The sequence below is a fragment of the Actinomycetota bacterium genome (assembly GCA_035640355.1).
Lineage (GTDB): Bacteria > Actinomycetota > UBA4738 > UBA4738 > HRBIN12 > CALGFI01.
Map to the genome: position 1 here is coordinate 87,186 of DASQWI010000018.1, position 21,258 is coordinate 108,443.

25 protein-coding genes are annotated in these 21,258 nt (G+C 68.0%); 13 read left to right on the plus strand and 12 right to left on the minus strand.

The annotated features are described in order from the left end of the window. Positions 1-19: 19 nt before the first annotated feature. The 4 genes from VFA08_10210 (at position 20) to VFA08_10225 (ending at position 2,674) form a co-directional block, all read left to right on the plus strand. Positions 20-598, plus strand: coding sequence for a plastocyanin/azurin family copper-binding protein (locus VFA08_10210; GenBank protein ID HYZ13963.1), 579 nt, complete (start codon positions 20-22; stop codon positions 596-598). Between the two features lie 29 nt (positions 599-627). Further along, the gene (locus VFA08_10215) at positions 628-1,749 is read left to right on the plus strand and encodes a PQQ-dependent sugar dehydrogenase (GenBank protein HYZ13964.1); all 1,122 of its coding nucleotides are present in this window, start codon (positions 628-630) and stop codon (positions 1,747-1,749) included. Between the two features lie 25 nt (positions 1,750-1,774). Next, positions 1,775-2,245: a VOC family protein gene (locus VFA08_10220; protein ID HYZ13965.1), complete on the plus strand. Its 471-nt coding sequence runs from the start codon at positions 1,775-1,777 to the stop codon at positions 2,243-2,245. 69 nt (positions 2,246-2,314) lie between these two features. Then, positions 2,315-2,674, plus strand: coding sequence for a hypothetical protein (locus VFA08_10225; protein ID HYZ13966.1), 360 nt, complete (start codon positions 2,315-2,317; stop codon positions 2,672-2,674). A gap of 3 nt (positions 2,675-2,677) precedes the next feature. Here VFA08_10225 and VFA08_10230 read toward each other — a convergent pair whose 3' ends face one another. After that, positions 2,678-3,133, minus strand: a complete 456-nt coding sequence (locus tag VFA08_10230) for a GNAT family N-acetyltransferase (protein ID HYZ13967.1) — start codon at positions 3,131-3,133, stop codon at positions 2,678-2,680. Between the two features lie 47 nt (positions 3,134-3,180). On the opposite strand from VFA08_10230, the gene VFA08_10235 reads away from it, so the two are divergent. From VFA08_10235 to VFA08_10245, 3 genes are read left to right on the plus strand one after another with little or no spacing between them, the layout of a single operon-like run. Continuing rightward, entirely contained in the window at positions 3,181-3,324 is a 144-nt protein-coding gene (locus tag VFA08_10235) for a YHS domain-containing protein (GenBank protein ID HYZ13968.1), read from the plus strand. Positions 3,325-3,330: 6 nt separating this feature from the next. Next, complete coding sequence (locus VFA08_10240; GenBank protein HYZ13969.1) at positions 3,331-4,542, plus strand: adenylate/guanylate cyclase domain-containing protein; 1,212 nt, start codon at positions 3,331-3,333, stop codon at positions 4,540-4,542. 27 nt (positions 4,543-4,569) lie between these two features. Further along, complete coding sequence (locus VFA08_10245; protein HYZ13970.1) at positions 4,570-7,416, plus strand: Npt1/Npt2 family nucleotide transporter; 2,847 nt, start codon at positions 4,570-4,572, stop codon at positions 7,414-7,416. A gap of 1 nt (position 7,417) precedes the next feature. Here VFA08_10245 and VFA08_10250 read toward each other — a convergent pair whose 3' ends face one another. The 5 genes from VFA08_10250 to VFA08_10270 all read right to left on the minus strand — a co-directional run bounded on the left by VFA08_10250 (position 7,418) and on the right by VFA08_10270 (position 11,742). After that, positions 7,418-8,152, minus strand: coding sequence for an adenylate/guanylate cyclase domain-containing protein (locus VFA08_10250; protein ID HYZ13971.1), 735 nt, complete (start codon positions 8,150-8,152; stop codon positions 7,418-7,420). Between the two features lie 151 nt (positions 8,153-8,303). After that, the gene (locus VFA08_10255) at positions 8,304-8,819 is read right to left on the minus strand and encodes a nitroreductase family protein (GenBank protein HYZ13972.1); all 516 of its coding nucleotides are present in this window, start codon (positions 8,817-8,819) and stop codon (positions 8,304-8,306) included. Between the two features lie 24 nt (positions 8,820-8,843). Then, complete coding sequence (locus VFA08_10260; protein HYZ13973.1) at positions 8,844-9,932, minus strand: winged helix DNA-binding domain-containing protein; 1,089 nt, start codon at positions 9,930-9,932, stop codon at positions 8,844-8,846. Positions 9,933-9,964: 32 nt separating this feature from the next. Next, entirely contained in the window at positions 9,965-10,762 is a 798-nt protein-coding gene (locus VFA08_10265; GenBank protein HYZ13974.1) for an ABC transporter permease, read from the minus strand. Then, positions 10,759-11,742, minus strand: a complete 984-nt coding sequence (locus VFA08_10270; protein ID HYZ13975.1) for an ATP-binding cassette domain-containing protein — start codon at positions 11,740-11,742, stop codon at positions 10,759-10,761. Before VFA08_10270 ends, VFA08_10265 begins: the two co-directional genes overlap by 4 nt. Positions 11,743-11,943: 201 nt before the next feature. On the opposite strand from VFA08_10270, the gene VFA08_10275 reads away from it, so the two are divergent. The 5 genes from VFA08_10275 to VFA08_10295 all read left to right on the plus strand — a co-directional run bounded on the left by VFA08_10275 (position 11,944) and on the right by VFA08_10295 (position 16,961). After that, entirely contained in the window at positions 11,944-12,909 is a 966-nt protein-coding gene (locus VFA08_10275) for a YafY family protein (GenBank protein ID HYZ13976.1), read from the plus strand. 116 nt (positions 12,910-13,025) lie between these two features. Then, on the plus strand, positions 13,026-13,355 hold the full coding sequence (locus tag VFA08_10280; GenBank protein HYZ13977.1) for a helix-turn-helix domain-containing protein: 330 nt from the start codon (positions 13,026-13,028) through the stop codon (positions 13,353-13,355). Continuing rightward, positions 13,342-13,839: a hypothetical protein gene (locus VFA08_10285; GenBank protein ID HYZ13978.1), complete on the plus strand. Its 498-nt coding sequence runs from the start codon at positions 13,342-13,344 to the stop codon at positions 13,837-13,839. The genes VFA08_10280 and VFA08_10285 overlap by 14 nt, the downstream gene beginning before the upstream one ends. Continuing rightward, positions 13,836-15,947, plus strand: coding sequence for a hypothetical protein (locus VFA08_10290; GenBank protein HYZ13979.1), 2,112 nt, complete (start codon positions 13,836-13,838; stop codon positions 15,945-15,947). The genes VFA08_10285 and VFA08_10290 overlap by 4 nt, the downstream gene beginning before the upstream one ends. An 87-nt stretch (positions 15,948-16,034) precedes the next feature. Then, positions 16,035-16,961: a GNAT family N-acetyltransferase gene (locus tag VFA08_10295; GenBank protein HYZ13980.1), complete on the plus strand. Its 927-nt coding sequence runs from the start codon at positions 16,035-16,037 to the stop codon at positions 16,959-16,961. A 22-nt stretch (positions 16,962-16,983) separates the two neighbouring features. Here VFA08_10295 and VFA08_10300 read toward each other — a convergent pair whose 3' ends face one another. The 4 genes from VFA08_10300 to VFA08_10315 form a co-directional block, all read right to left on the minus strand. Further along, positions 16,984-18,195: a sigma-70 family RNA polymerase sigma factor gene (locus tag VFA08_10300; protein HYZ13981.1), complete on the minus strand. Its 1,212-nt coding sequence runs from the start codon at positions 18,193-18,195 to the stop codon at positions 16,984-16,986. An 11-nt stretch (positions 18,196-18,206) separates the two neighbouring features. Beyond that, the gene (locus VFA08_10305) at positions 18,207-18,704 is read right to left on the minus strand and encodes a VOC family protein (GenBank protein ID HYZ13982.1); all 498 of its coding nucleotides are present in this window, start codon (positions 18,702-18,704) and stop codon (positions 18,207-18,209) included. Between the two features lie 11 nt (positions 18,705-18,715). Next, a complete protein-coding gene (locus VFA08_10310) occupies positions 18,716-19,075 on the minus strand; it encodes a YciI family protein (protein ID HYZ13983.1) in 360 nt (119 codons plus the stop codon). A gap of 163 nt (positions 19,076-19,238) precedes the next feature. Further along, positions 19,239-19,685, minus strand: a complete 447-nt coding sequence (locus VFA08_10315) for a VOC family protein (GenBank protein ID HYZ13984.1) — start codon at positions 19,683-19,685, stop codon at positions 19,239-19,241. A gap of 92 nt (positions 19,686-19,777) precedes the next feature. Here VFA08_10315 and VFA08_10320 point away from each other — a divergent pair, with 92 nt between their 5' ends. After that, a complete protein-coding gene (locus tag VFA08_10320; GenBank protein HYZ13985.1) occupies positions 19,778-20,605 on the plus strand; it encodes a hypothetical protein in 828 nt (275 codons plus the stop codon). A 38-nt stretch (positions 20,606-20,643) separates the two neighbouring features. Here the strand turns inward: VFA08_10320 and VFA08_10325 are convergent, their stop codons facing one another. Beyond that, positions 20,644-20,934 carry a putative quinol monooxygenase gene (locus VFA08_10325; protein ID HYZ13986.1) on the minus strand — a complete coding sequence of 97 codons (291 nt, stop codon included), beginning with the start codon at positions 20,932-20,934 and terminating at the stop codon, positions 20,644-20,646. Next, the coding region (locus VFA08_10330; GenBank protein ID HYZ13987.1) for an SRPBCC family protein at positions 20,931-21,258 on the minus strand (328 nt) is incomplete at its 5' end. The genes VFA08_10330 and VFA08_10325, both read right to left, overlap by 4 nt.

Consider the following 21,258-nt stretch of genomic DNA (forward strand, 5'->3'; position numbering starts at 1 on the left):
CGGAAGAGGGAGGTTGCCCATGCGAGCGCGCACGTTCCGCCGAACGGTGTCCTTGGTGTTCGCGTTCGGCGTCGTCGCGGGATTCGCGCTCGTGCCGGGTGTCGCCGGTGCGAGCGGCGGTGGCGGCTGCGGCGGACCGGTCACAGACGAGTCGGGCACCGAGGTCGAGATCAGCGACTACTGCTTCACGCCGACGATCCTTCGCGCGGAGCCGGGCGACACGATCACGTTCACGAATCTCGACCGGTCGCCACACACCGTGCTCGGAGCGAACGGGATCTGGGGGAGCTACGACACCTTGAAGCGGAACGTCGAGGCGACGTACGAGTTCGCCGAGCCCGGCGTGTACCCGTACGTGTGCACGTGGCACGTGGGGATGGTCGGCGTGGTCGTCGTCGGCGAGGGCACAGGTGGGGCAGTCGAGACGACGACGGCCGATGGGCCGGTGATCTCCGCGGAGCTGGCCGGCGGAGGGTCGGACACCGCTTCGAGCGGGGCGGGCCCGTGGATCGCCTCGGCCGCCGCGGTGGGGGTCGTCGTGGGCCTGTTGGTGTTCGCCGTGGCGAACGGGATCCGTCGCGCGCGGGAGGACCAGTAGCGCCCTCCGGCTGCCGATAGCCTCGTCGTGTGCGAAGTGCCCGCGCCGTCCTCTTCGTAACGACCTGTCTGCTGGCCGCGGCATGCGCTTCCGAAACGGAAACTCCGCGCGACGCCCGCGTCGAGCTCGAGCAGGTCGCCGTGCTGGCGCAGCCGCTCGCGCTTGCGTTCCGCGAGGAAGATCCGGCGCTCTACATCGCCCAGAAGATCGGGCGGGTCGTCGCGCTCGACGCCGACGGCGCCGAGCCGCGCGTCGTCCTGGACATCACCGGCGAGGTATCGCTGGGGGGCGAGCAAGGGCTCCTCGGCATCGCATTCTCGCCGGACGGCGAGTTCCTGTACATCAACTACACAGACACCGCGGGCCACACGCACGTGACGGAGTTCGCGTTCGACGAGGACGGCGCCGACGAGGGCTCGCGACGAGAGGTGCTGTTCGTGGAGCAACCGTTCTCGAACCACAACGGCGGCAACCTGGCGTTCGGTCCGGACGGCCACCTGTACATCGGACTCGGCGACGGCGGGAGCGGGGGAGACCCGCTCGGCAACGGCCAGTCGCTCTCGACGCTGCTCGGCAAGATGCTCCGGATCTCTCCGAGCCCATCCGGCGACGCACCGTACGGCGTGCCGCGTGACAATCCGTTCGTCGGCCGGGACGACGCGCGCCCGGAGATCTGGGCATACGGACTTCGGAACCCCTGGAGGTACTCGTTCGACCGCGAAACCGGCGACCTGTGGATCGGCGACGTCGGACAGGGATCGCGTGAGGAGATCGATCTCGAACCCGCGGGGTCGCCCGGCGGATTGAACTTCGGATGGAACCGACTGGAGGGCACACTCGCGTTCGAGGGCGCCGAGCCGCCCGACGACACCGTTCCGCCGATCTTCGAGTACCCGACGTCGGATGGCTGCGCGGTGACCGGTGGCTACGTCTACCGCGGCACCGACATCCCCGAGCTCGCCGGCGCATATGTGTTCGGCGACTTCTGCAACGGTCGTCTCCAAGCCTTTACCGTGCGAAACGGCCGAGCCGTGGAGCACCGAGATCTCGGCCCGGTCGTTCAGAACCTCTCGTCGTTCGGTGAGGACGCCGACGGCGAGCTCTACGTCCTCTCGTTGTCCGGCCAGGTCTACCGGCTCGTTCGGGCATAGGCCCCGGAGCGGCTAGCCTGGCGCCATGTCGAACGAACCTGGTGTGAAGGAGCTCGGTCACGTCGTCCTGTACGTGCGTGATCTCGAGCGATCGATCCGCTTCTACCGCGACGCTCTCGGCTGGCGGCAAATCTTCGCTGAACAGACAGGCGCCATCGGTTTCCCCGGGGCGATGTTCTCTGGCGGCAGGACGCACCACGAGCTGTTGCTGATCGAGGTCGGAGCCGACGCGGCGCCGATCCCGCCGGGACGACGCGTCGGGCTGTACCACTTCGGCCTCAAGGTCGGCGACAGCGACGAGGACCTCGTCGCCATGCTTCGAAAGCTCGAGGGCGCCGGCGTTGCCGTCGGCGGGAGCGCTGACCACGGCATGACCCACAGCGTGTACATCGCGGATCCCGACGGGAACGAGATCGAGCTGTACGTCGACGTTCCCGGCGCAGACTGGACCGACCCGGACGTCGTGATGGCGCGCCCCAAGCCGCTTCGGATCTAGCGGACCCGACGCGGGCGTTTCAGCCGTTCGCGCTGCGGGTACGCCCCACCGGCAGAGGGAGGTGCGTTCATGGGTCTCGTATTCGTTCTGATTGGCTTGCTCATCACGGGTGTGGTCGTCGACTTCGCCATCGAGAACGACGTCGTCGGCTCGCCGGAACGCACGTTCGAGCTGTTTGGCGGGACGTTCACGCTCGGGGAGACACAGCTCGTGGTCGCGGCCGCCGTCATCGGCGCGCTCGCGATCGCGTTCGTATTCCTTGGTTTCGCCATTGCGCGAGGGAGCCACGACCGTCGCCGCACGCTTCGTCGTCGGGTACGGACGCTCGAACGCGAGAACCAGGGCCTCCGCGAGGGGCCGCGCGACGAGGCGCCCGACCGGGTCGACGTGCGAGAGGACGAACGCGAGCGCCACGAAGCGCTCGGCTGATCGTCACGCCTCGAGCTTCAACAGGACCTCGTCGTCGTCCCCGTCTTCGATCGGTGCGGGGGTGAACCCGCACTTCTCGAGGACGCGGATCGACGCTACGTTGCGTTTCGCCGCGTACGCGTACAGCGGCCGCGTCGTGACGAGGTCGAGGAACAGGCGCAACGCCGCCGTGGCTACGCCCCGGCCCCAGAACTCCTTGCCGATCCAGTAGCCGACCTCGCGGCGGTCGTGTTCCTCCCAGCTCCCGATGTTGCCTGCGACGCGGCCGTCGGCCAACACGGTCTTCGTGATCTTGGTGTCATCCGGAAGGATCTTGTCCCAGTGCGCCGTGAACGCGTCGCGCTCGCGTGGCGGGAACGCGGCCATCTCGTTCGCCTCCGGCTCGCGCTGATGCTCGAAGAAGACCGGCAGGTCGTCCGGGATCACGTCCCGCAGCGCGATGTGGATGGATTCGTCCACGTGGGTAGCATCGCAGACACCACCTGGCCCGAGGAGACTCCGTGGCGATGGTCACAGATCCCGTGTGCGGGATGCGAATCGACGAGGACGACGCTGCGGCGACCGCCGAGTACGAGGGACGGACGTACTTCTTCTGCTCGGAGGCGTGCCGCGACTCGTTCGTCTCGGACCCTGCTTCGTACGCGGCCTGAGGATCGTTGAGCGCCGGACGCGACTCCATCACGGAGGACGAGCTGGCCGAGCGCGCCGGCGCGAGCATCGAGACGATCCGGCGGCTCGTTGGCCTCGGGATCCTCTCGCTCGAGGATGGAGCGTTCCGAAGGCGAGACGTCATGCGCGTTCGAGTGGTCCGCGACCTCGAAGCCAAAGGCATCGACCCCGAGACCCTCGCGGCGGCGCTCGGGTCTGGTCATCTCACGCTCGGCTACCTCGAGAGCGCGGGCAGGAGGTTTCCCCGCTCGGACGTCAGGTTCGAGCGACTCGCCATCGATACAGGGATCGCCGTGGAGACGATCCAGCGGATCTATGTCGCGTTCGGACTCCCGCGACCCGAGCCGGACGAACGCGTCCGGGAAGAAGATCTCCCGATGCTGAAGGCGATCCCCGTGCTCTTCGGCGCGGGACTCGACGAGGGGGAGGTCCTTCGCGCGGTCCGCGTGTGGGGCGACAGCGCCAGGCGGGTGGCACAGTTCCAAGACCACTACTTCCACAACACGGTCGAGGAGCGGTTCAGGCGTCGCGGCCTGCGCGACAACGAGGCGTTCGAGGCGGCCATCCGCGACGTCGGGTTGCGCATGGGCCACTCCGGTGAACAGATGCTCGGCTGGCTTACCCGGCGCCACGCCGAGGTCTTCCTCACGGAGCATCAGTTCGAGCACGTCGAGGCCGCCCTCGACGAGGCCGGCGTACGCGTGCGACCCCCACGCGGCGACGAGGCCGCGGCGTTCGCCGATCTCACGGGCTACACGCGACTGACCGAGGAGGCGGGCGACGAACGGGCCGCCGCCGTGTCGCTCGAGCTCGCCCAGTTCGTCAACGAGGTGGCGGCCGCTCACCGCGGCGACGTGGTCAAGATGCTCGGCGACGGCGTGCACTTCCACTTCCGCGATCCGGCCGACGCGGTGCGCGCGTCCCTCGACATCGTGGGCGGCGTCCAGCCGCGTGGCCTTCCGCCCGCGCACATCGGCGTGAACGCCGGGCCGATGATCTACGACGAAGGTGACTACTTCGGCCGCACGGTGAACATCGCCGCGCGTATCGCCGCGAAAGCGAATGCCGGCGACGTCTTCGTCGGCGAGGATCTGGCCCGGAACGTCGAGTCGGACGGGTTCGCGCTGCACGAGGTGGGTGAGTTCGACCTCAAGGGCATCGCAAGACCCGTGACGATCTTCCGTGCGGTCGGCACATGACCCCTTAAACGAGTAGACATTCCCTCCATGGCCTTCGTCGCTCGTGTGCTGCGCGTCCGACCCGGCGAGGGCCGAATCACCGCATTGATGGTCGGACTGGCGTTCGTGTCGACGGCGTCGCTCTCGATCGGCGAGAGCGGGATCAGCGCATTGTTCTTCGAACATGTCGGCGCAGATTCGCTGCCCTACGTCTACCTGCTCCAAGGGGGCACGACGTTCGTCGTCATGCTGGCCCTCACCGGCACGCTGGCGCGGATCGGGCATCGCCGTGCCTACCTCGCGGCGCCGCTCTCGCTCGCCGCGGTCTTGGGAGCCGAGCGGGCCGCGCTGGCGTCAGGCGCCGACTGGATCTACACGGCTCTGTGGATCACGGTCGCGATCGCGACGCTCGTCGTCAGCATCGCGGTCTGGGGAATCGCCGGCATGGTCGTCGATACGCGTCAGGCGAAGCGGCTGTTCCCGATCTTCGCGGCCGGCGGGATCCTCGGGTCGGTGATCGGGGGTTTGGTGACGAAGCCGATCGCCGCCGCGCTCGGCGCCACGAACCTGCCACTCGTGTGGACCGGAGGACTCGTCGTCGCGTTCCTGGTGTCCCGTTCGATACTGGGCCCGCCCCCGGCCGGACCTCCGAGACGCCGGACCGAACGCCGGCGATCTGCCTTGGGGGACCTGACGTCTGCGTTCGTATTCGTCCGTCGATCTCGCCTGCTCGTGTGGATGACGGTTGCCGCGGTGCTGTTCTCGGTCCTGTACTACTCCCTGTATCTGCCGTACGCCCGCGCTGCGGCGGAGCGGTTCCGCGACGCCGACGACCTCGCCGGCTTCTTCGGGCTGTTCTGGGCGGGGGTCACGGGCGCTGCGTTCGTCGCGTCGATGTTTGGGGCCAACCGTCTGATCGCTTGGTTCGGCGTGGCCGCGATGGTGATCGTGTTGCCGGTGCTGTACACGGGCGCCTTCGGCGTACTGCTGATCTCGTCCGGGTTCGTGACCCTCGTTGCGCTGCGGTTCGTGATTGGTTTGTGGTTGCAGGGCGTCGCCTCGCCGGCCTGGGAGACGCTGAACAACGTCATCCCCGAGTCCACTCGCGACCAGACGCGGGCGTTCCTCAACGGCGGACCGACGCAGGTGGGGACGGTGATCGCGGGCGTCGTGGCGCTCGTCGGCGAGAACGCGCTCACGCCTCGGCAGTTCGCGCTGATCGGACTCATCGCCGCGATCGCCACGACGATCGCTACCGTCGCCATCCGCCGGTCGTATGCGGGCGCGCTCGGCGACGCGCTCCGCGCGGGTCGTCCTCAGGTGTTCGAACCGTCAGCGCGCAGCGGGCCGGTCCCGCTCGACGTGGACGCCGACGCGGCGCGGGTGCTGGAGGGCGCGCTGCACTCGGCGGATATGCGCGAACGCCGGCTCGCCTATCAAGCCATCGCGGATCTCCCCGTGGACGTCCGCCACGACGCCGTCCTCGACGGCGTTGGGGACGACGACCCCATCGTTCGCCTCGCCGCGGTACGTGCGCTCGAGTCTTCGACTTCTTCTGGCCGGGAAGCGCTCGTCTCGATGATCGGCGACGCCGACGCGGCGGTGGCGGCCGCGGCGGCCGTGCGCGCGCTCGACCTCCGCGACGAGCCGCGTTCCGAGACGCGCCTGGCCGAACTGCTCTCCAATCCGGATGCCGCCACTCGTCATGCCGCCACCGAGCAGCTAGCTCTCGCGCCGGCCGACCGCGCCGCGACGCTCGCGGTGGAGCGCCTGTCCGACCCGGACGAGGAGGTACGTGCCGCCGCGCTCGACGTGCTGGCCGATGCAGCGCCGTCCCTCGTAGTCGATCACGCTCTCGCAGCGATCGGCGACCCGAGCCCGATCGTTCGACGCGCAGCGGGGCGGGCGCTCGGGTCGGCGGAAGGTCCCGCGTTCGACCGGGTCCTCGCAGCGCTCGAGGATCAGCGAACGGCTGATGGAGCCATCGAGGCCGTTCGTGCGATGCCGAAGGGCGACGATCGAACGCAGGAGTTCGTCCGTCGGCTCGCGGCGCACTCGTCCGCGGACCGCGAGCTCGCCGCCTCCATCTCCGACGCGGACGAGGCCGGTCGACTCCTACGCGACGCCGTGCTCGACCGTGGCAGGCGTGTCGCACGCGCGGGACTGTGGGGGGCGACGCTCGTCGCACGCAGCCGCGCCGAGATGGAGACGGCGATCGAGAATCTCGACGGCAGGCCGGGCCAGGTGGCGAACGCGCTCGAGACCCTCGAGAGCGCCGCGGCCGATCCGGCGCTGGTCCGACCACTGATCGCCCTGTGGGAATCGCCCGGTACCGGTCACCGGAGCAGTGGCGGGCTTTCACGTGCGCTCGACGACGAGGACGAGTTCATCAGACGATGCGCCGAGCACGTCCGTGTCGCGCGCGAAGGAGGTCGAACGATGCCGGAGCCCGTTGCCGCGATCTCGATCATCGAGCGCGTCCTGTTCCTGCGCAAGGTGACGCTCTTCGCGGACCTCGCTCCTTCGGATCTCGAACGCGTCGCGCGGCTGGCTGAAGAACGGGGCTACGCCGACAGCGAGGTTATTGCGGCCGAGGGAGAGCTCGGCGAGGACCTCTACATCATCGTCGACGGCACGATCCGTGTAGTCAAGGACCGCGAAGGATCCGAGCGCGAGCTCGCGCGGCGGATGGCCGGCGATGTGGTCGGCGAGATGTCCATCATCACGCAGACGCCGCGAGTGGCGACGCTCGTCGCAGACGGACCCGTCCGAACGATCCGCCTGCGACACCGGGAGTTCGAGAGCATGCTCAGGGAGCGTCCGACCGTCGCGATGGGCGTGATGCGCGTCCTCGCGTACCGCCTTGCCGAACGCGGTCTGGAGTCCGGCGAGTGAGCTACGGCACTTCGGCGGTCGGACCAACGACGAGCGCGTCCATCGGGTGACCCTTCAGCAAAACGCTCCGGCGCTCGAATCCATCGCCGGGAAGTGATGCCGCCGCGGCCGCTTCCGTCGTGATGAGGATCTCTCCGATCGCCGCCTGCGATGCCAGGTGTGCGGCGATGTTCACCGGGTCGCCGAGCGCCGTGAAGTCGCTCGCGTTTGCGGAGCCGACGATCCCCACGAAGGCCGTCCCAGTGTGGACGCCGGCTCCGAGCGGGACCCACGGCGCATCGGCCGAGCCGTGTCCGGTCGCCCGAAGCAGCGCATCGGCGGCTTCGAACGCCTTCCGTGCGTGGTCACCACCGGCGAGGAACGGCACGAACAAGCCGACGACCGCATCGCCCACGAACTTCTCGATGATCGCGTCGTGCTCGACGAGCACTTCCCGCGACACCTTGTAGAAGCGATTCATCAGACGTGTGAACTCGAACACGGGCATCTCTCGCGCGAGCTTGCTCGACCCGCGGACGTCGGCGAACAACATCGACACCTCGACGTCTGCGCCCCGGACGTCGCTCGCGTCGTCTGGGGCCGGACACGCCTTCGCCTGAGTCGCGATACCGCGGAAACACCGGCCGCAGATGTTCGGGTTCTTCTCCCACGGGGTGAAGCCGTACCGGCGAAGGATGAGCGCGCCCGGCGCGCTGAACGGCGCCTTGCAGAGCTTGCATCGGGGATTCGACGGCATGAATCGAAGAGGACTTTTGTGCTGGAGGTGCGGATGGGTTCCTCGAAGGAACTCCCGCCATTCGTCCTCGGGCGTTGCGAAGCTCGTCACGGCCCGGAGCTTACGAGTGTTGTGACGGCCCCGCCCGCGGAAGGTCTTAAGTCAACCGCCTCTACCACGTCTCCTTGTGCACGACGTCAACGGTGGCGCGCCGGTTCGGCCGAGAGATCGGGCTGAGCGGCCGGTCGTCCGGGTAGCCCAGCGCCACGAGCACCGGGCACTCCCGATCGGCCGGAAGGTCGAGGATCCGCCGGGCCAGGTCCTGATCGCCGACGGACGCGTGGCCGCTCCCGATCCCCAGATCAGCCGCGGCGAGCATGATCGACATCGTCGCCTGGCCGAGGTCGTAGTTGATGAGGTCGCGGTCCTCGCCCGGCTCGGTCACCGGCACGACGAGCGCCACGGTCGCCGCCGAGTAAGCGACGTGCGATGCGTACTTCCAGATGTCGGCAAGTTGCTGCAGCCGCTCGCGGTCGGTGACGACGACGAAGTCCCACGGCTGTCCGTTCATCGACGACGGCGCTCGGCGCGCTGCCTCGAGGATGCGGTCGAGGTCCTTCTCCTCGATCGCGCGGTCCGCGTACCGTCGCACGTTCCGGCGTGCTCGAAGAGCATCCCAGGTTTCCATGACGGAGCACGATAGCCGGAGCCGCTAGGCCGGCGCAGCGATGCGAACGTCATGCGTCCGCTGGCCGTCGGTGAGGAACCCCGCGAGCCGGTCGCCCTCGTCCGCGACCTCGGCGCGTTCACCGCGTGTGAGCCGGCGGAACGGCTCGATGCGAAGCGTCGCCGCATCGCGTTCCCGCTCGAGGATCCATCGCGCTGAGGTGAGCCCGCCGACGAGGACGATGCCCCATCCGACCTCCGTCCAGCGGGCGGTTCCCGGCCCGACGATCCGGGTCCGGTCCTTGTGGCCGATCACCACGTTGTCGTATTCGGGGAGGAACCGCACGGGAGCCGGTGTGTCGACGTTCGGTCGCCGAGCGCTCGGAAGGTCGAACAGCTCACGGCCGTTCTCGTCGACGAAGGTCCGAAGCGACGACCGCATCTGCTCGAACGCGACGCCGAGTCGGGTCAATCCGGACCAGTACTGCGCATCCGCCACGGTGGCGGGCCCGAATGCCGCCAGATACCGCCGGATCAACGCGTCGAGGTCGCTGCGCTCGTCGACCGGACGACCCAACCAGGCCTCGACCGTCGTGAACCTCGATGCGCCGCTCCGGTTCCACAGTCCCCGCGGTGTCGTCTGAACCGTGGGGATGACGTACATCGCGTAGCCGAGCGAATCTGAGTCGACGTCCGGCCACCGCTCCGCGATCGCTTGCACGAGCTCGGCCCGCGTCTTCGGTGACTCCTGGAGCAGCGTGTTCATGAACCCGACGCCCTCGTCGAGATCCATCCCTGCCCGGAGGAGCGTTCTCAGTGGGCTCGAGCCGAAGACGACCTTCTCGATCGCCGGCTGGATGAGCGATCGAAGCGCCAGCGCATCTCGCGCGGTGACGGTGTGCAGCGTCCCCCGGAGCAGCGTCATCCGCACGGCGCGACGATCCGCCATTGCGTCCGACAGGGTTTCGGCGCGGAAGCCGTCGACGCGCGTCCACAACGCGACGTAGGGGTCTCGAGGAACCTGCGCCTGCAACGCAACGAGACGTTCGACGGCGTCGAGCGACCGGATCCGACGGCGGCGCAACAGCATCTGCCGGTCGAGCAGCGCGCGGTTCAGCGCGCGCGGGCCGAGCACGTCGCCCGGCCCGCGACCTCGAGGCAACTGAACTAGACGCGCCGGCGGTACCGGAGGATGGCCAGCGGCGCGAACACCGCCGTGAGCGCGGCCATCCACAACACCGCCTGGATCACCGGCCGCGCCACGGGGAGACCGCCGAGCATGAGGCCCCGTACCGCGTCGATCACCGACGTCAGCGGGTTGGCCTTCACGAACGCCTGGAGCCACCCCGGCATCGTCTCGACGCGCACGAATGCAGTGCTGGCGAACGAGAGAGGCAGGATGATCATGAAGCCCCACGTGTTCACCGACTCGGTCGTCCGGGCGGTGATCCCGATGAACGCCATCGGCCAGCACATCGTGATCCCGAACGCGATGGCCAGGGCGAATGCACCCACCGCGCCGGCGAACCCGCCTCCGAACCGGAACCCGAGCAGCGTCGCGAACGCCGTGATGATCACGACGCTCCACACGATGCGGGCACTGTCCGCGAGGATCCGCCCCCCGATGACGGCCGACCGGCTGATGGGGAGCGACCGGAACCGGTCGATGACGCCACGCTGGAAGTCCACGTTCAGAGCGATCGCCGTGGTGAACGGGAGGAAGGCGAGACCCTGGACGATGATCCCCGGGAGCGCAAACTGCAGGTACTCGCGACTCGAGCTGGCGATCGCGCCGCCGAACACGTAGACGAACAGCGCCAGGAACATCAGCGGCTGGATGGTCATCTCGACGAGCTGCTCGGGCGTGGCCTTGATGTGCAGGAGGTTGCGGCGAGCAATCGTCAGCGTGTTGCGAAGCGCGCTCGTCCGCCCGGTCGACGGGAGGGCAACGGAAACGGCGCTCATGTCGTGCTCCTTTCGTGGTCGTCATCGCGCGGATCGCGCTCGTCCTCGGCCAGGTGTCCGGTGATGGCCAGGAACACCTCGTCAAGGCTGGGACGTCGCAGCGACAGGTCCTCCACGACGATGCCCTCCTCGTCGAGCCGCCGAACGGCTTGCCCGAGCGCGGAGCGCTCCGCGATCGACACCGTCACCAGCTGTCCGTCGTTGTACGCGGCTTCGTCACCCACGGCGAACGACGACAGGATCTTCTCCACGGCGGCGAGGTCGGCCGGATCGACCGGGCGCGCTTCGAGTACCTGCCCGGCGATGCGCATCTTCAGCTGCGCCGGCGTTCCGGCAGCGATCACGCGGCCCTTGTCGATGACGACGATCTCGTCCGCGAGCCGGTCCGCCTCCTCGAGGTACTGCGTGGTGAGGAGCACGGTCGTCCCTTGGGCGACGAGCGTGCGGATCATCCCCCACAGCTCCAGCCGGCTCCGCGGATCGAGTCCCGTCGTCGGCTCGTCCAGGTACAGGAAATGGGGACGCCCGACGAGGCTTGCCGCCAGGTCGAGCCGACGCCGCATGCCACCCGAGTACTGCTTCACGTACTTGCCGGCCGCGTCGGACAGATCGAACGCATCGAGCAGCTCCTTCCCGCGCGCTCGAGCGTCTCGCGTCGACAGTCCGAGCAGCCGCCCGATCATGTACAGGTTCTCTTGGCCGGACAGCAGCTCATCGACCGCCGCGTACTGACCGGTGAGCCCGATCAGCCTCCGCACCTCGCGCGGTTGACGCACCACGTCGTAACCGCCGACCGAGGCCCGTCCGGCCGTCGGTTGGAGCAGCGTCGACAGCACCCTGATCGCGGTGGTCTTGCCGGCTCCGTTCGGACCGAGCAGACCGAACACGCTTCCCTCGCGGGCGACCATGTCGATCCCGTCGAGTGCGCGAACCTTTCCGAAGTCCTTGACCAGACCTTCGGCTTCGATGGCTGATGTCACGGAACCCCTCCTTCGCTCTCTTCGGTTGCAACGCCGCGCGCGACGCCGCTTAGTCCCTCAGACAGGGATCCGTCCCGGAACTCACCGGACCGAAAAGGATCCCGCCACATCGGCACGGACCGTAGAAGGGAATGTGGACGCTTTCGGTCCTGATCCCGAGATATCTTCCCAACGTTCATGACGCGCACGAGAGGATCAAACGTGACGGTGTACGGCGGCTCGCGCCCGGCCACCCGGCTGCTCGCGATGCTGGAGCTGCTCGAGGCCCGCGGACGTGTGAGCGGCCGCGAGCTCGCCGACCGGCTCGAGGTGGATCCGCGGACGGTGCGGCGCTACGCCGTGAAGCTCGTGGAGCTGGGCATCCCGGTGGAAGCCGAGCGCGGCCCATACGGTGGATACCGGCTTCGTCCGGGGTTCAAGCTCCCGCCGCTGATGCTCACCGACGCCGAGGCCACCGCCGTGGTCCTCGGGCTGGTTCTCAGCAAGCGAACGGGCATCTCGATCGACGAGCCGGCCAATGACGAAGCGCTCGCCAAGATCCTCCGCGTCCTTCCGACCGAGCTCCGCGATCGCGTCGGCGCCCTGGAGGGAAGTCTCGGACTCACCTGGAAACCGCGCGAACCACAACCGCCGGCCACGGAAGTTGTCCTGACGCTGGCGTCGTCGATCCGAGCGCGGCGGAAGGTGCTGATCCGTTACGCGACGCCGGGACGTGAGGAGTCGGACCGAACCGTCGCCGCCTACGGCATCGTCTTCCACTTCGCCCGCTGGTACGTGGTCGGCCACGACGACCGGTCGGGCGAGATCCGAACGTTCCGTATCGATCGGATCGTCCGCGCGGAGATGCGTCGGGAGCGGGCGGTGGTCCCGGAGGGATTCGACGCGCCGGACCACGTCGCGAGGTCGATCGCGCAGATCCCGTGGGGGCAGGAGGTCGAAGTGGTGTTCGACACGACGATCCAGGAGGCGAGGCAACGGATCCCGCGCACCGTCGGCGACCCTCAGGAGACCGAGGGCGGTGTGTTGTTGCGGATCCGTTCGGACGACCTCGATGCGGCCGCGCGCTGGCTTGCGGTGTTCGGCTGGCGGTTCACGGTCCGAAAGCCTGCGGAGTTCAAGGTATCGGTCCGGAAGGTCGCCGAGCTGCTCGCAGCGGCGGCGGAATAGGCGGCCTTCAAGGGCCGCCGCTCGGCGAGCCGTTCGACCGCCCGACGCGAGGGATGTATCATCTTGATGTATTCTATGCATTGCATGATACGACATGTGCATCGGATTGGTTGGCTGTGACGGGTGGACAGTTCGTGCTGCAGGCGAGGAGGAGGGCAGGGCTGACGCAGCGTCAGCTGGCGACCAGGGCCGGCCTGAGCCAGCCGCAGATCGCGAGAATCGAGGTCGGGGCCACGGCGCCGTCGTTCGAGCGGGTCGTCGACCTCGTTCGAGCGTGCGATCTGGACCTCGTCGCCTCGATCACGCCAGCGGACGACTCCGACTGGCATGGAGCGCTCGCAAACCTTGCGCTCGACGTTGACGCCCGCGTCCGCCAGCACCAAGCAGCGCTCCGGTTCGCGCGGGCAGGTCGTGCTGCGCTGGAGCGGGCCCGTGCCGGAGCCTGAGCTCGCCCCCGAACGCATGTTGTCGGTCCTCCGGGACCACGGCGTTCGGTACGTTGTCGTCGGGGGGTTTGCCGCGGTGATCCATGGCTCGCCCTACGTCACGGTGGATGTCGACGTCGTGCCGGATCGCTCCGAGGAGAACGTGCGCCGTCTCTCGGACGCGTTGCGCGCGATGAACGCGAAGATCTGGACCGTCAGTGAACCCGAGGGCGTCCCGTTCGGCCACGACAGGAGATCGCTGACCGAGAACAACGTCTGGAACCTGGTGACCGACCACGGCCGGCTCGACATCACGTTCGTCCCCGCGGGCACGACGGGCTACGACGACCTGTCACGTGATGCTGTGCACCTCACGATCCTCGGTGTCGAGACCGCTATCGCTTCGCTCGCCGATGTCATCCGTTCGAAGGAGGCGGCTGATCGCGAGAAAGATCGGCTCGTGCTGCCGGTCCTTCGGCGGATCCTCGAGGAAGGTCCAACGTGACTGCCGAACCCGTGCGTGTGACGCTCGTTCCGCACACGCACTGGGACCGGGAGTGGTACGAGCCGTTCGCGGTTTTCTCGGAGCGGCTCGAGCAGATGATGGACACGTTGCTCGACCTCGCCGCCGACGGGTTCCCGCACTTCCACCTCGACGGACAGACGGCGATGATCGACGACTATCTGGAACGTCGTCCGGAGCGCACCGACGAGCTCGCTGCGCACGTTCGCGACGGTCGCTTGTCGGCGGGACCGTGGGTCGCGCAGATGGATGAGTTCCTCACCTCGGGCGAGTCGCACATCCGCAACCTGGAGATGGGACTCGAACGCGCTCGCGAGCTCGGTCGGGCGCTCGAGGTCGGCTACATGCCCGATCAGTTCGGCCACATCGGGCAGATGCCGCAGATCCTGCGATTGGCGGGCGTCGACCGCGCGATGGTGTGGCGAGGCGTGCCGAGCTCCATCCCGACGTCGACGTTCCGGTGGCAGTCGCCGGACGGAAGCGAGGTCCTGACCGAGTCGCTGCCGGTCGGGTACTCGAGCGGGTGGAAGCTGATGCGCGACGAGGAGCCCCTCGCCAACGTCATGCGCGGCGAGGTCGAACGGCTGTTGCCGTACTCGCGCGATCGGCGCGTCGTGCTGATGGTCGGCTACGACCACTCGGGTCCGGACCCCACGATGCCGGATCGGCTCGCGACCGCCGAGCTACCCGGCGAGCTCGACGTGGCGATCGCCGGCATCGCTGAGCACGTCGGCGCGCTGACGTGGACCGACGAGCTCCCCGTCTGGCGAGGTGAGCTCCGCTCGAGCGCTCGGGCGCACCTGCTGCCGAACGTGTACTCCGCCCGCGTGCAGCAGAAGCGTGAGCGCGGACGCGTCGAAGCACTGATCGAGCGCTACGCCGAGCCGCTGGCGGCGCTCGTTCCCGGTTTCGAGTGGCCCGAGGACGAGCTGCGACGAGCGTGGACGCTCCTGCTGTGGAACGGCGCGCACGACTCGGCGTGCGGGTGCTCGCACGATCAGGTGGCAATCGACGTCGACGCGAGGTTCGCCGAAGCGCGTGAGATCGGGGAGTCGATCGTCGAACGAGCGCTCTCCGCGCTGGGCAAGGAGGTGAGCGGTTCCGGCGTGATCCGGTTCAACCCGTCGCCGTTCGAGCGGGACGGCGTACCGCCGTTCGGGTACGCGGTCACAGATCGCGCCCCCGGGTTGCCGTTCGCGGGCATCTCCCTCGAACCGCTCGCGGACGGCTCCGGAGTGTCCGTGGACGGAACGCCGGTGCGGTTGTTCGACGAGCCGGACGTCGGAGACCTCTACAACTGGTGTCCCGCCGAAAGGGATCATCGTCGGTCACCGCCGACCAGCGTCGTGGTCGAGGGCCGGGCGTTCGAGGCCGAATGGGACGGGCTCCGCGTCGACGTGCGTGTCTCGCGACGCGCTGATGAGCCGTTCTTCCGGCTCGAGGGCGTCATCCAGAACGAACGGGAGGACCATCGGCTGCGTCTTCACATCGAACTGCCAGACACGACCGATCGCGCCGTCGCCGGTGCTCCATTCGAGCTCGTCGACCGTCCGCTCGTCGGCGAGGGGAGCTCGATCGAGACGGCCTCGCCCACGTGGCCGGCGCGGCACGTGGTCATGGCTTCGCAGACGGCCGTGTTCGGCGAGGGCGTGTTCGAGTACGAGGTCGTCGACGGGCGAGAGCTCGCCGTCACGCTCCTCCGATGCGTCGGCGCGATCAGCAAGGAGAAGCTCGCCACGCGACCGTGGCCGGCCGGCCCGGGAACGCCCACGCCGAACGCGCAGATGATCGGGAAGACGGAGTTCGTCCTCGGCGTCTGGCCTGACGCCGAGCACGACGGACTGTTGCGCAACTGGGAGCGGTTCGCGCTGGCCCTTGTTGTTGCGCCTGCGCGCGCCGATGGTGATCGACCGCAGTCCGGTTCGCTCCTGCCCATCGACGGCGACATCGAGCTGTCGAACGTTCGCCGTCGAGAGGGTCAGCTCATTTTGACTGTGTGGAACCGTCGCCTGGACCGCTCCGTCGATGTCGTCGTCGGAGACGACCGACACGAGATCGGGCCGGCCAAGATCGCCTTGGTCCCGTTCTAGCGCTGGCCAGCCCTTGCTGGGCCGCAGACCGTGCTCGGTAGTGTCTGCTGTATGCGACACGGACCGAAACCCCCCGATGGCTTCACGGTGCGCGCTCCCACACCGGACGACGCGGCGGCCATCGCCGAGATCATCAACGAGGTCACGACAGCCGAAGCGGGATTCCCCTGGACCACGACGGAGGAGACGCGCGACGAGCTGACAATGCCGCGCGACGATGCAACGCCGCTGGATGTGATCCTCGTCGAGGGTGCCGGTTCGTTCGCCGGCTACCTGCAAGTAGAGAAGTGGGACACGAGCGAGTTCCAACTCACCGCTTTCGTGCGACCTCGTTTCTGGGGGCAGGGCATGAGCGCGTGGCTCATCCAGCGCGGCGAGATAGATGTCTTCGCGCGAGCAGGCGGGCCAGGGTCGGGCGTCGTTACGTGGGTCGCGCGCTTCGCCGGCAATGAGCCCGCCGCGCGACTCTTTCGGGCGCTCGGCTACATGTACGAGCGAACGTTCTGGAAGATGCGCATCGAGCTTTCCGCTGCCTTCGGGAGCAGCACGACGCCCGACGGGATCCAGATCCGAACGTTCGAGCGCGCCGCGGATGAACGCCGCGTTTACGACGCGATCGCGGAGGCCTTCGCCGATCACTGGGGTTCGTGGTCGGAGACGTTCGACCATTTCCAACGGTCTCGCATCGACGGGGAAGGCGCCCGGTTCGACGCCACGCTGTGGTTCGTCGCCGTCGGCGGTGACGAAATAGTCGGTGCCGCATGCTGCTCAGCGTCTACGCCGCGAGCGGAAGACACGGGGGAGGTGAACCTCCTCGGTGTGCGGAGGCCGTGGCGCCGACGAGGCATCGGCCTCGCGCTCCTCCGAGCTGCCTTCGCCGAGATTCGGCGACGCGGCATCGCGCGATGCGAGCTTGGCGTCGACGCCGAGAACCCAACCGGTGCGACGCGCTTGTACGAACGCGCAGGGATGCACGTGGCGTACAGCTGGGACCTATGGAAGAAGGGCTCGTGACCGCGAGCAGGTCGTTCGGGGACTAGGAAAGCCGCGCCGCGCGCAGCGCGAGGTACCGCTGTTCTGGAACGCTTGCGGTCATCCTCGCTGCGCCCAGATACGACTCGCGCGCCGCAGCGACGTCGCCGGCGATCTCCAGCAGATGCGCTCGCACGGCCTCGAGTCGATGCGTGTGGGCCATGCGGTCGTCCGAGTCGAGCGTTCCCAGCAGCGCGAGTCCGGCGCGTGGTCCGTGCACCATGGCCAGGGCGACGGCGCGATTCAGCGTGACGATCGGCCCCGGCGAAACGCGTTCGAGTACTTCGTACAGGGCCAGGATCTGCGGCCAGTTGGTCTCCTCGGCCGCTGCCGCTTCGTCGTGCACAGCTGCGATCGCCGCTTGAACCTGGTACGGCCCGAGCGGCGCCGTTCCGAGCGTTCGGCTGAGGAGCGCCACGCCCTCGTCGATCTGCGTTCGATCCCAACGGTCGCGGCGCTGCTCGGCGAGCGGCACGATCATGCCGTCCTGGTCCGTTCGCGCGTCTCGCCTCGCGTCGGTGAGCGACATGAGCGCGAGCAGCCCCGACACCTCGGCCTCGCCTGGAACGAGACGGTGGAGCATCCGCGTCAGCCGGATCGCTTCGGCGGTGAGGTCGCCGCGTTGCAGCTCCGGACCGCCGCTCGTCGTGTAGCCCTCGTTGAAGATCAGGTAGAGCACCTGCATGACCACGCGGAGCCGCTCGGCCCGTTCGCTCTCCGGCGGAAGGTCGAACCGCAAGCCCGCGTCCCTGATGCTCTGCTTCGCGCGGCTGATCCGCCGCGCCATCGTCGCCTCGGGGACGAGGAACGCGTTTGCGATCTCGGCGGTGGTGAGCCCGCCGACCGCGCGCAACGTCAGCGCGAGCTGTGACGGCGCGGAGAGCGATGGGTGGCAGCACATGAACAGCAACGTGAGCGTCTCGTCCTCGGCGGGGGCGTCGGATAGGGCCACGGGAAGCTCGAGCGTCGCGACGTTCTGCTCGCGACGCCGTCGCGCGCTCTCGCTCCGCCACTCGTCGACCAAACGCCGAGAGGCGACGGTGGAGAGCCACGCTCGCGGGTCATCGGGAACGCCGTTCGTCGGCCAGCGCTGCGCCGCCGCGACGAGTGCTTCCTGCACGGCGTCCTCGGCCGCGTCGAACTGACCGTACCGGCGTACCAACGCGCCGAGGACCTGCGGCGCGAGATCACGCAGCAGGTCCTCGAAGCCGTTCATCGATCGCACGCTTAGGCGGCGTCCGCGGCACGCTCCAGCGTTGCGATGTGGATCTTCTGCATCTTGAGCATCGCCTCCATCGCTCGCTGCGAGCGCCCAGGGTCTGGGTCTCCGAGCAGTTCCATCAAGCGGTTCGGGATGATCTGCCACGAGAGTCCGTACTTGTCCTCCAGCCATCCGCACTGACTCTCCTCGCCGCCGTCCTTCGTGAACGTGTCCCACAGGTGATCGACTTCCGCTTGCGTTTCGCACGGGACGAGGAAGGAGATCGCCTCGGTGAACGCGAACTGCGGCCCGCCGTTCAGCGCGACGAACTCGAGCCCGTCGAGCTCGAAGTTCACGGTCATCGCGGTTCCGGGCTTGCCCGGTCCCGCCTCGCCGTAGCGTGCAACGTTCAATACCTTCGACGCCGCGTGCGTTCCGGGGCGGTTGTTGAACACCTCGACGTAGAAGTTGGCGGCCTCCTCGGCCTGGTCGTTGAACCACAGGTATGGGTTGATCCTCTGCATCGGACTCCTCCTCAGCTCGTGTAGTCCTCTGGGGGTGCGTCGGCGACCCGACGCACCTCGATCGGCTCCTCGATGGTGGCGACGATCCGCGAGGCGATCTCCATCGCCCGCTCGTCGGTCGCGTCGACGATGAAGTAGCCCGCGAGCGACTCCTTCGCCTCGGCGAACGGCCCGTCGGTCGGGATCGGAGCACCTTCCTGGAACCTGACCGTCGTCGCCTGGCTCGGGTCGACGAGCCCCTGGCTGTCCACGAGCTCCCCGGACTCCTCGAGCTCGCGGTTGAGGTCCTTCATGAACGCGATCATGTTGCGGATCCACTCAGGGGTCTTCGTCTCCACCATGTTGTTCTGGTCGCCGAACATCATGATCATGTACTTCACGGCGTCTCCCTCCGTCGTTTGGGACCGCCCGCAGGCTCCCCCTTTCGCGCCAGTCGCTCCGATGTCGCCCTTCCGCTATGTGGTCGGAGCCGGGGTACCCGGTTCGACATGCCGCCGGGGAAAACTAGAGCTCTGGGTGAGCGGCCGTTCCCTGTCAGCGTTCAGCTGAGCTGCTGGCCAGTGCGACGATGATCCCCTCGGGGCCGCGGACGTAACAGAGCCGATATTGGTCGTCGTACTGCACCACCTCGCCAATGAGCTCGGCGCCGTGGTTGCGCAGGCGGCCGAGGACGTCATCGATGTCGTCGACGGCGAACATGATGCGACGGATGCCCAGCGTGTTCACCGGCGCGTCTTCTGGCTCGGCCCTGACCGCCGTCGGCGTGTGGAACTTGTCAAGCTCGAGCCGCCCGTGACCGTCGGGGGTCCGCATCATAGCTATGTCGCTTCTGACGCCGTCGAGCCCGACGACGCGGTCGACCGACCGTCCCTCGACGGTCGCCTCGCCCTCGAGCTCCATACCAAGTTCGACGAAGAACGCGATCGCGGCCTCGAGGTCGTCGACAACGAGGAGGACGTTGTCCATCCGCTGAAGCGTCATGTCCCCGAGTCTAGGGTCGGATGCGCGATGTCAGTCGGGGGACACCCGCCCTTGCTCTTGCGACCGCGCGGACTCCGCGGAAGGATGCGGCCGTGAACCGCCCAGATCCGCCCGTGGAACGGCGAAATCGCGCGGTATCGGCGATCGTGATCCTTGCCGTTATCGGCACCGGCGCGAGCGTCTACGGGTTGTCCAGAGTGTTCGCGCCCGCGGCAGCGACGGGGCTCGCGGAGGAGGGCGTCACGCCGACTCCCGCTCCAACGCCGGCGGTCTGGTGCGAGCGCACGAGCGTCGAGGCCGACCTGAATGGCGACGGCGCCCTCGACTTGATCACGGTCTACGGCACACAGAACTGCGACCGCAAGGACGTCGCGCCGGGCATGTATGAGGTTCGCGTCGACATGGGAGCCGGGTTCGACGGGGCACCGACGATCTCACGCGATCTTCCGGAGTGCAGCCATGAATGGCTCTGCCGGGTCTTCTCGGCCCCCGACGTGAACGGCGACGGCCGCTCGGAGGTGGCGATCCAAAGCCGGGCGGGCGTGTCGACCGTGATCTTCTCGCTCTACCGGTTCGACCAAACCACCGGCCTCGAGCGGCTCGTCGTCGCCGCGCCTGGAGACCCGTGGCACGACGAGTTCGGAATCGCGGCTGGCGCGGACGATTTCGTGTGGTACGGGTCGGTCACGCACCTCCACTGGATGTCGTGCGACGAGGACCCCGACCACGGGCTCGCGGTGATGACAGCGGTACGGCCCGAGGATGACCCATCCCGCTACGACGTGCACGGCACGGTGTTGCGCCTCGAACGTTCGATGCTCGTGCCCGAGTTCAGCTGGGACGAGTCGGTGGACGAGCGTGACTTCGAGATGTCCGAGGGCTTTTGCGGAGCTCGAATCGGAACCGCGCTATCGGGTTAGGCCGCGTCCGGTCCTCGATTAGTGCGGGGAGTCATCCTTCATTCGACGATCGTCCACCTTGCGAACGTCGGCTCTTGCTCGCATCGTGGATACAGTGCGTCAACGAAGGTCTTGACCGCATCACTCGACGAGTGGAGCTCCTCTGCGGCCTCGTCGGCGAACGACATGATGTGCATGAACTCGGTCGGGCGGTCCACCGAACGCCACGCCTCGTAACGGTTGGTTCCGGGCTCCGTCCTGGTGTGCGCCACGAACGTTCGGATGGCCCGGAGCGCTCCGTCGAGCTCATCCTTTCGAACGGTGAAGGTCGCTGTTCCATGGATCGTCATCGAGACTTGTCCTTCTCCACGATGTCCTTCAAGCGCCCCAGATCCGCCTGCACGTTCTTCTTCACCTGTCGCGACAACAGCGGACCGGCCAGGCGGTAGAAGGTGCTCGTGCCGCCCTGAACCCGAACGCTCGTTTGCGTCCCGCCCAGCGCGTCTTGGAACGCGTACGTGATGTGCATCGGGAACGGGCTCTTCACCGAGCGCATCTCGAGCACCGAACCGGGATCGAGCCGCGTCACCTCGTTCACGTACTCGATCCGCCTGCCCATGAAGGAAGCGACCCGTCGCACGTGCGAGCCGACGCCGATCGGCGGGTCTCCGAGC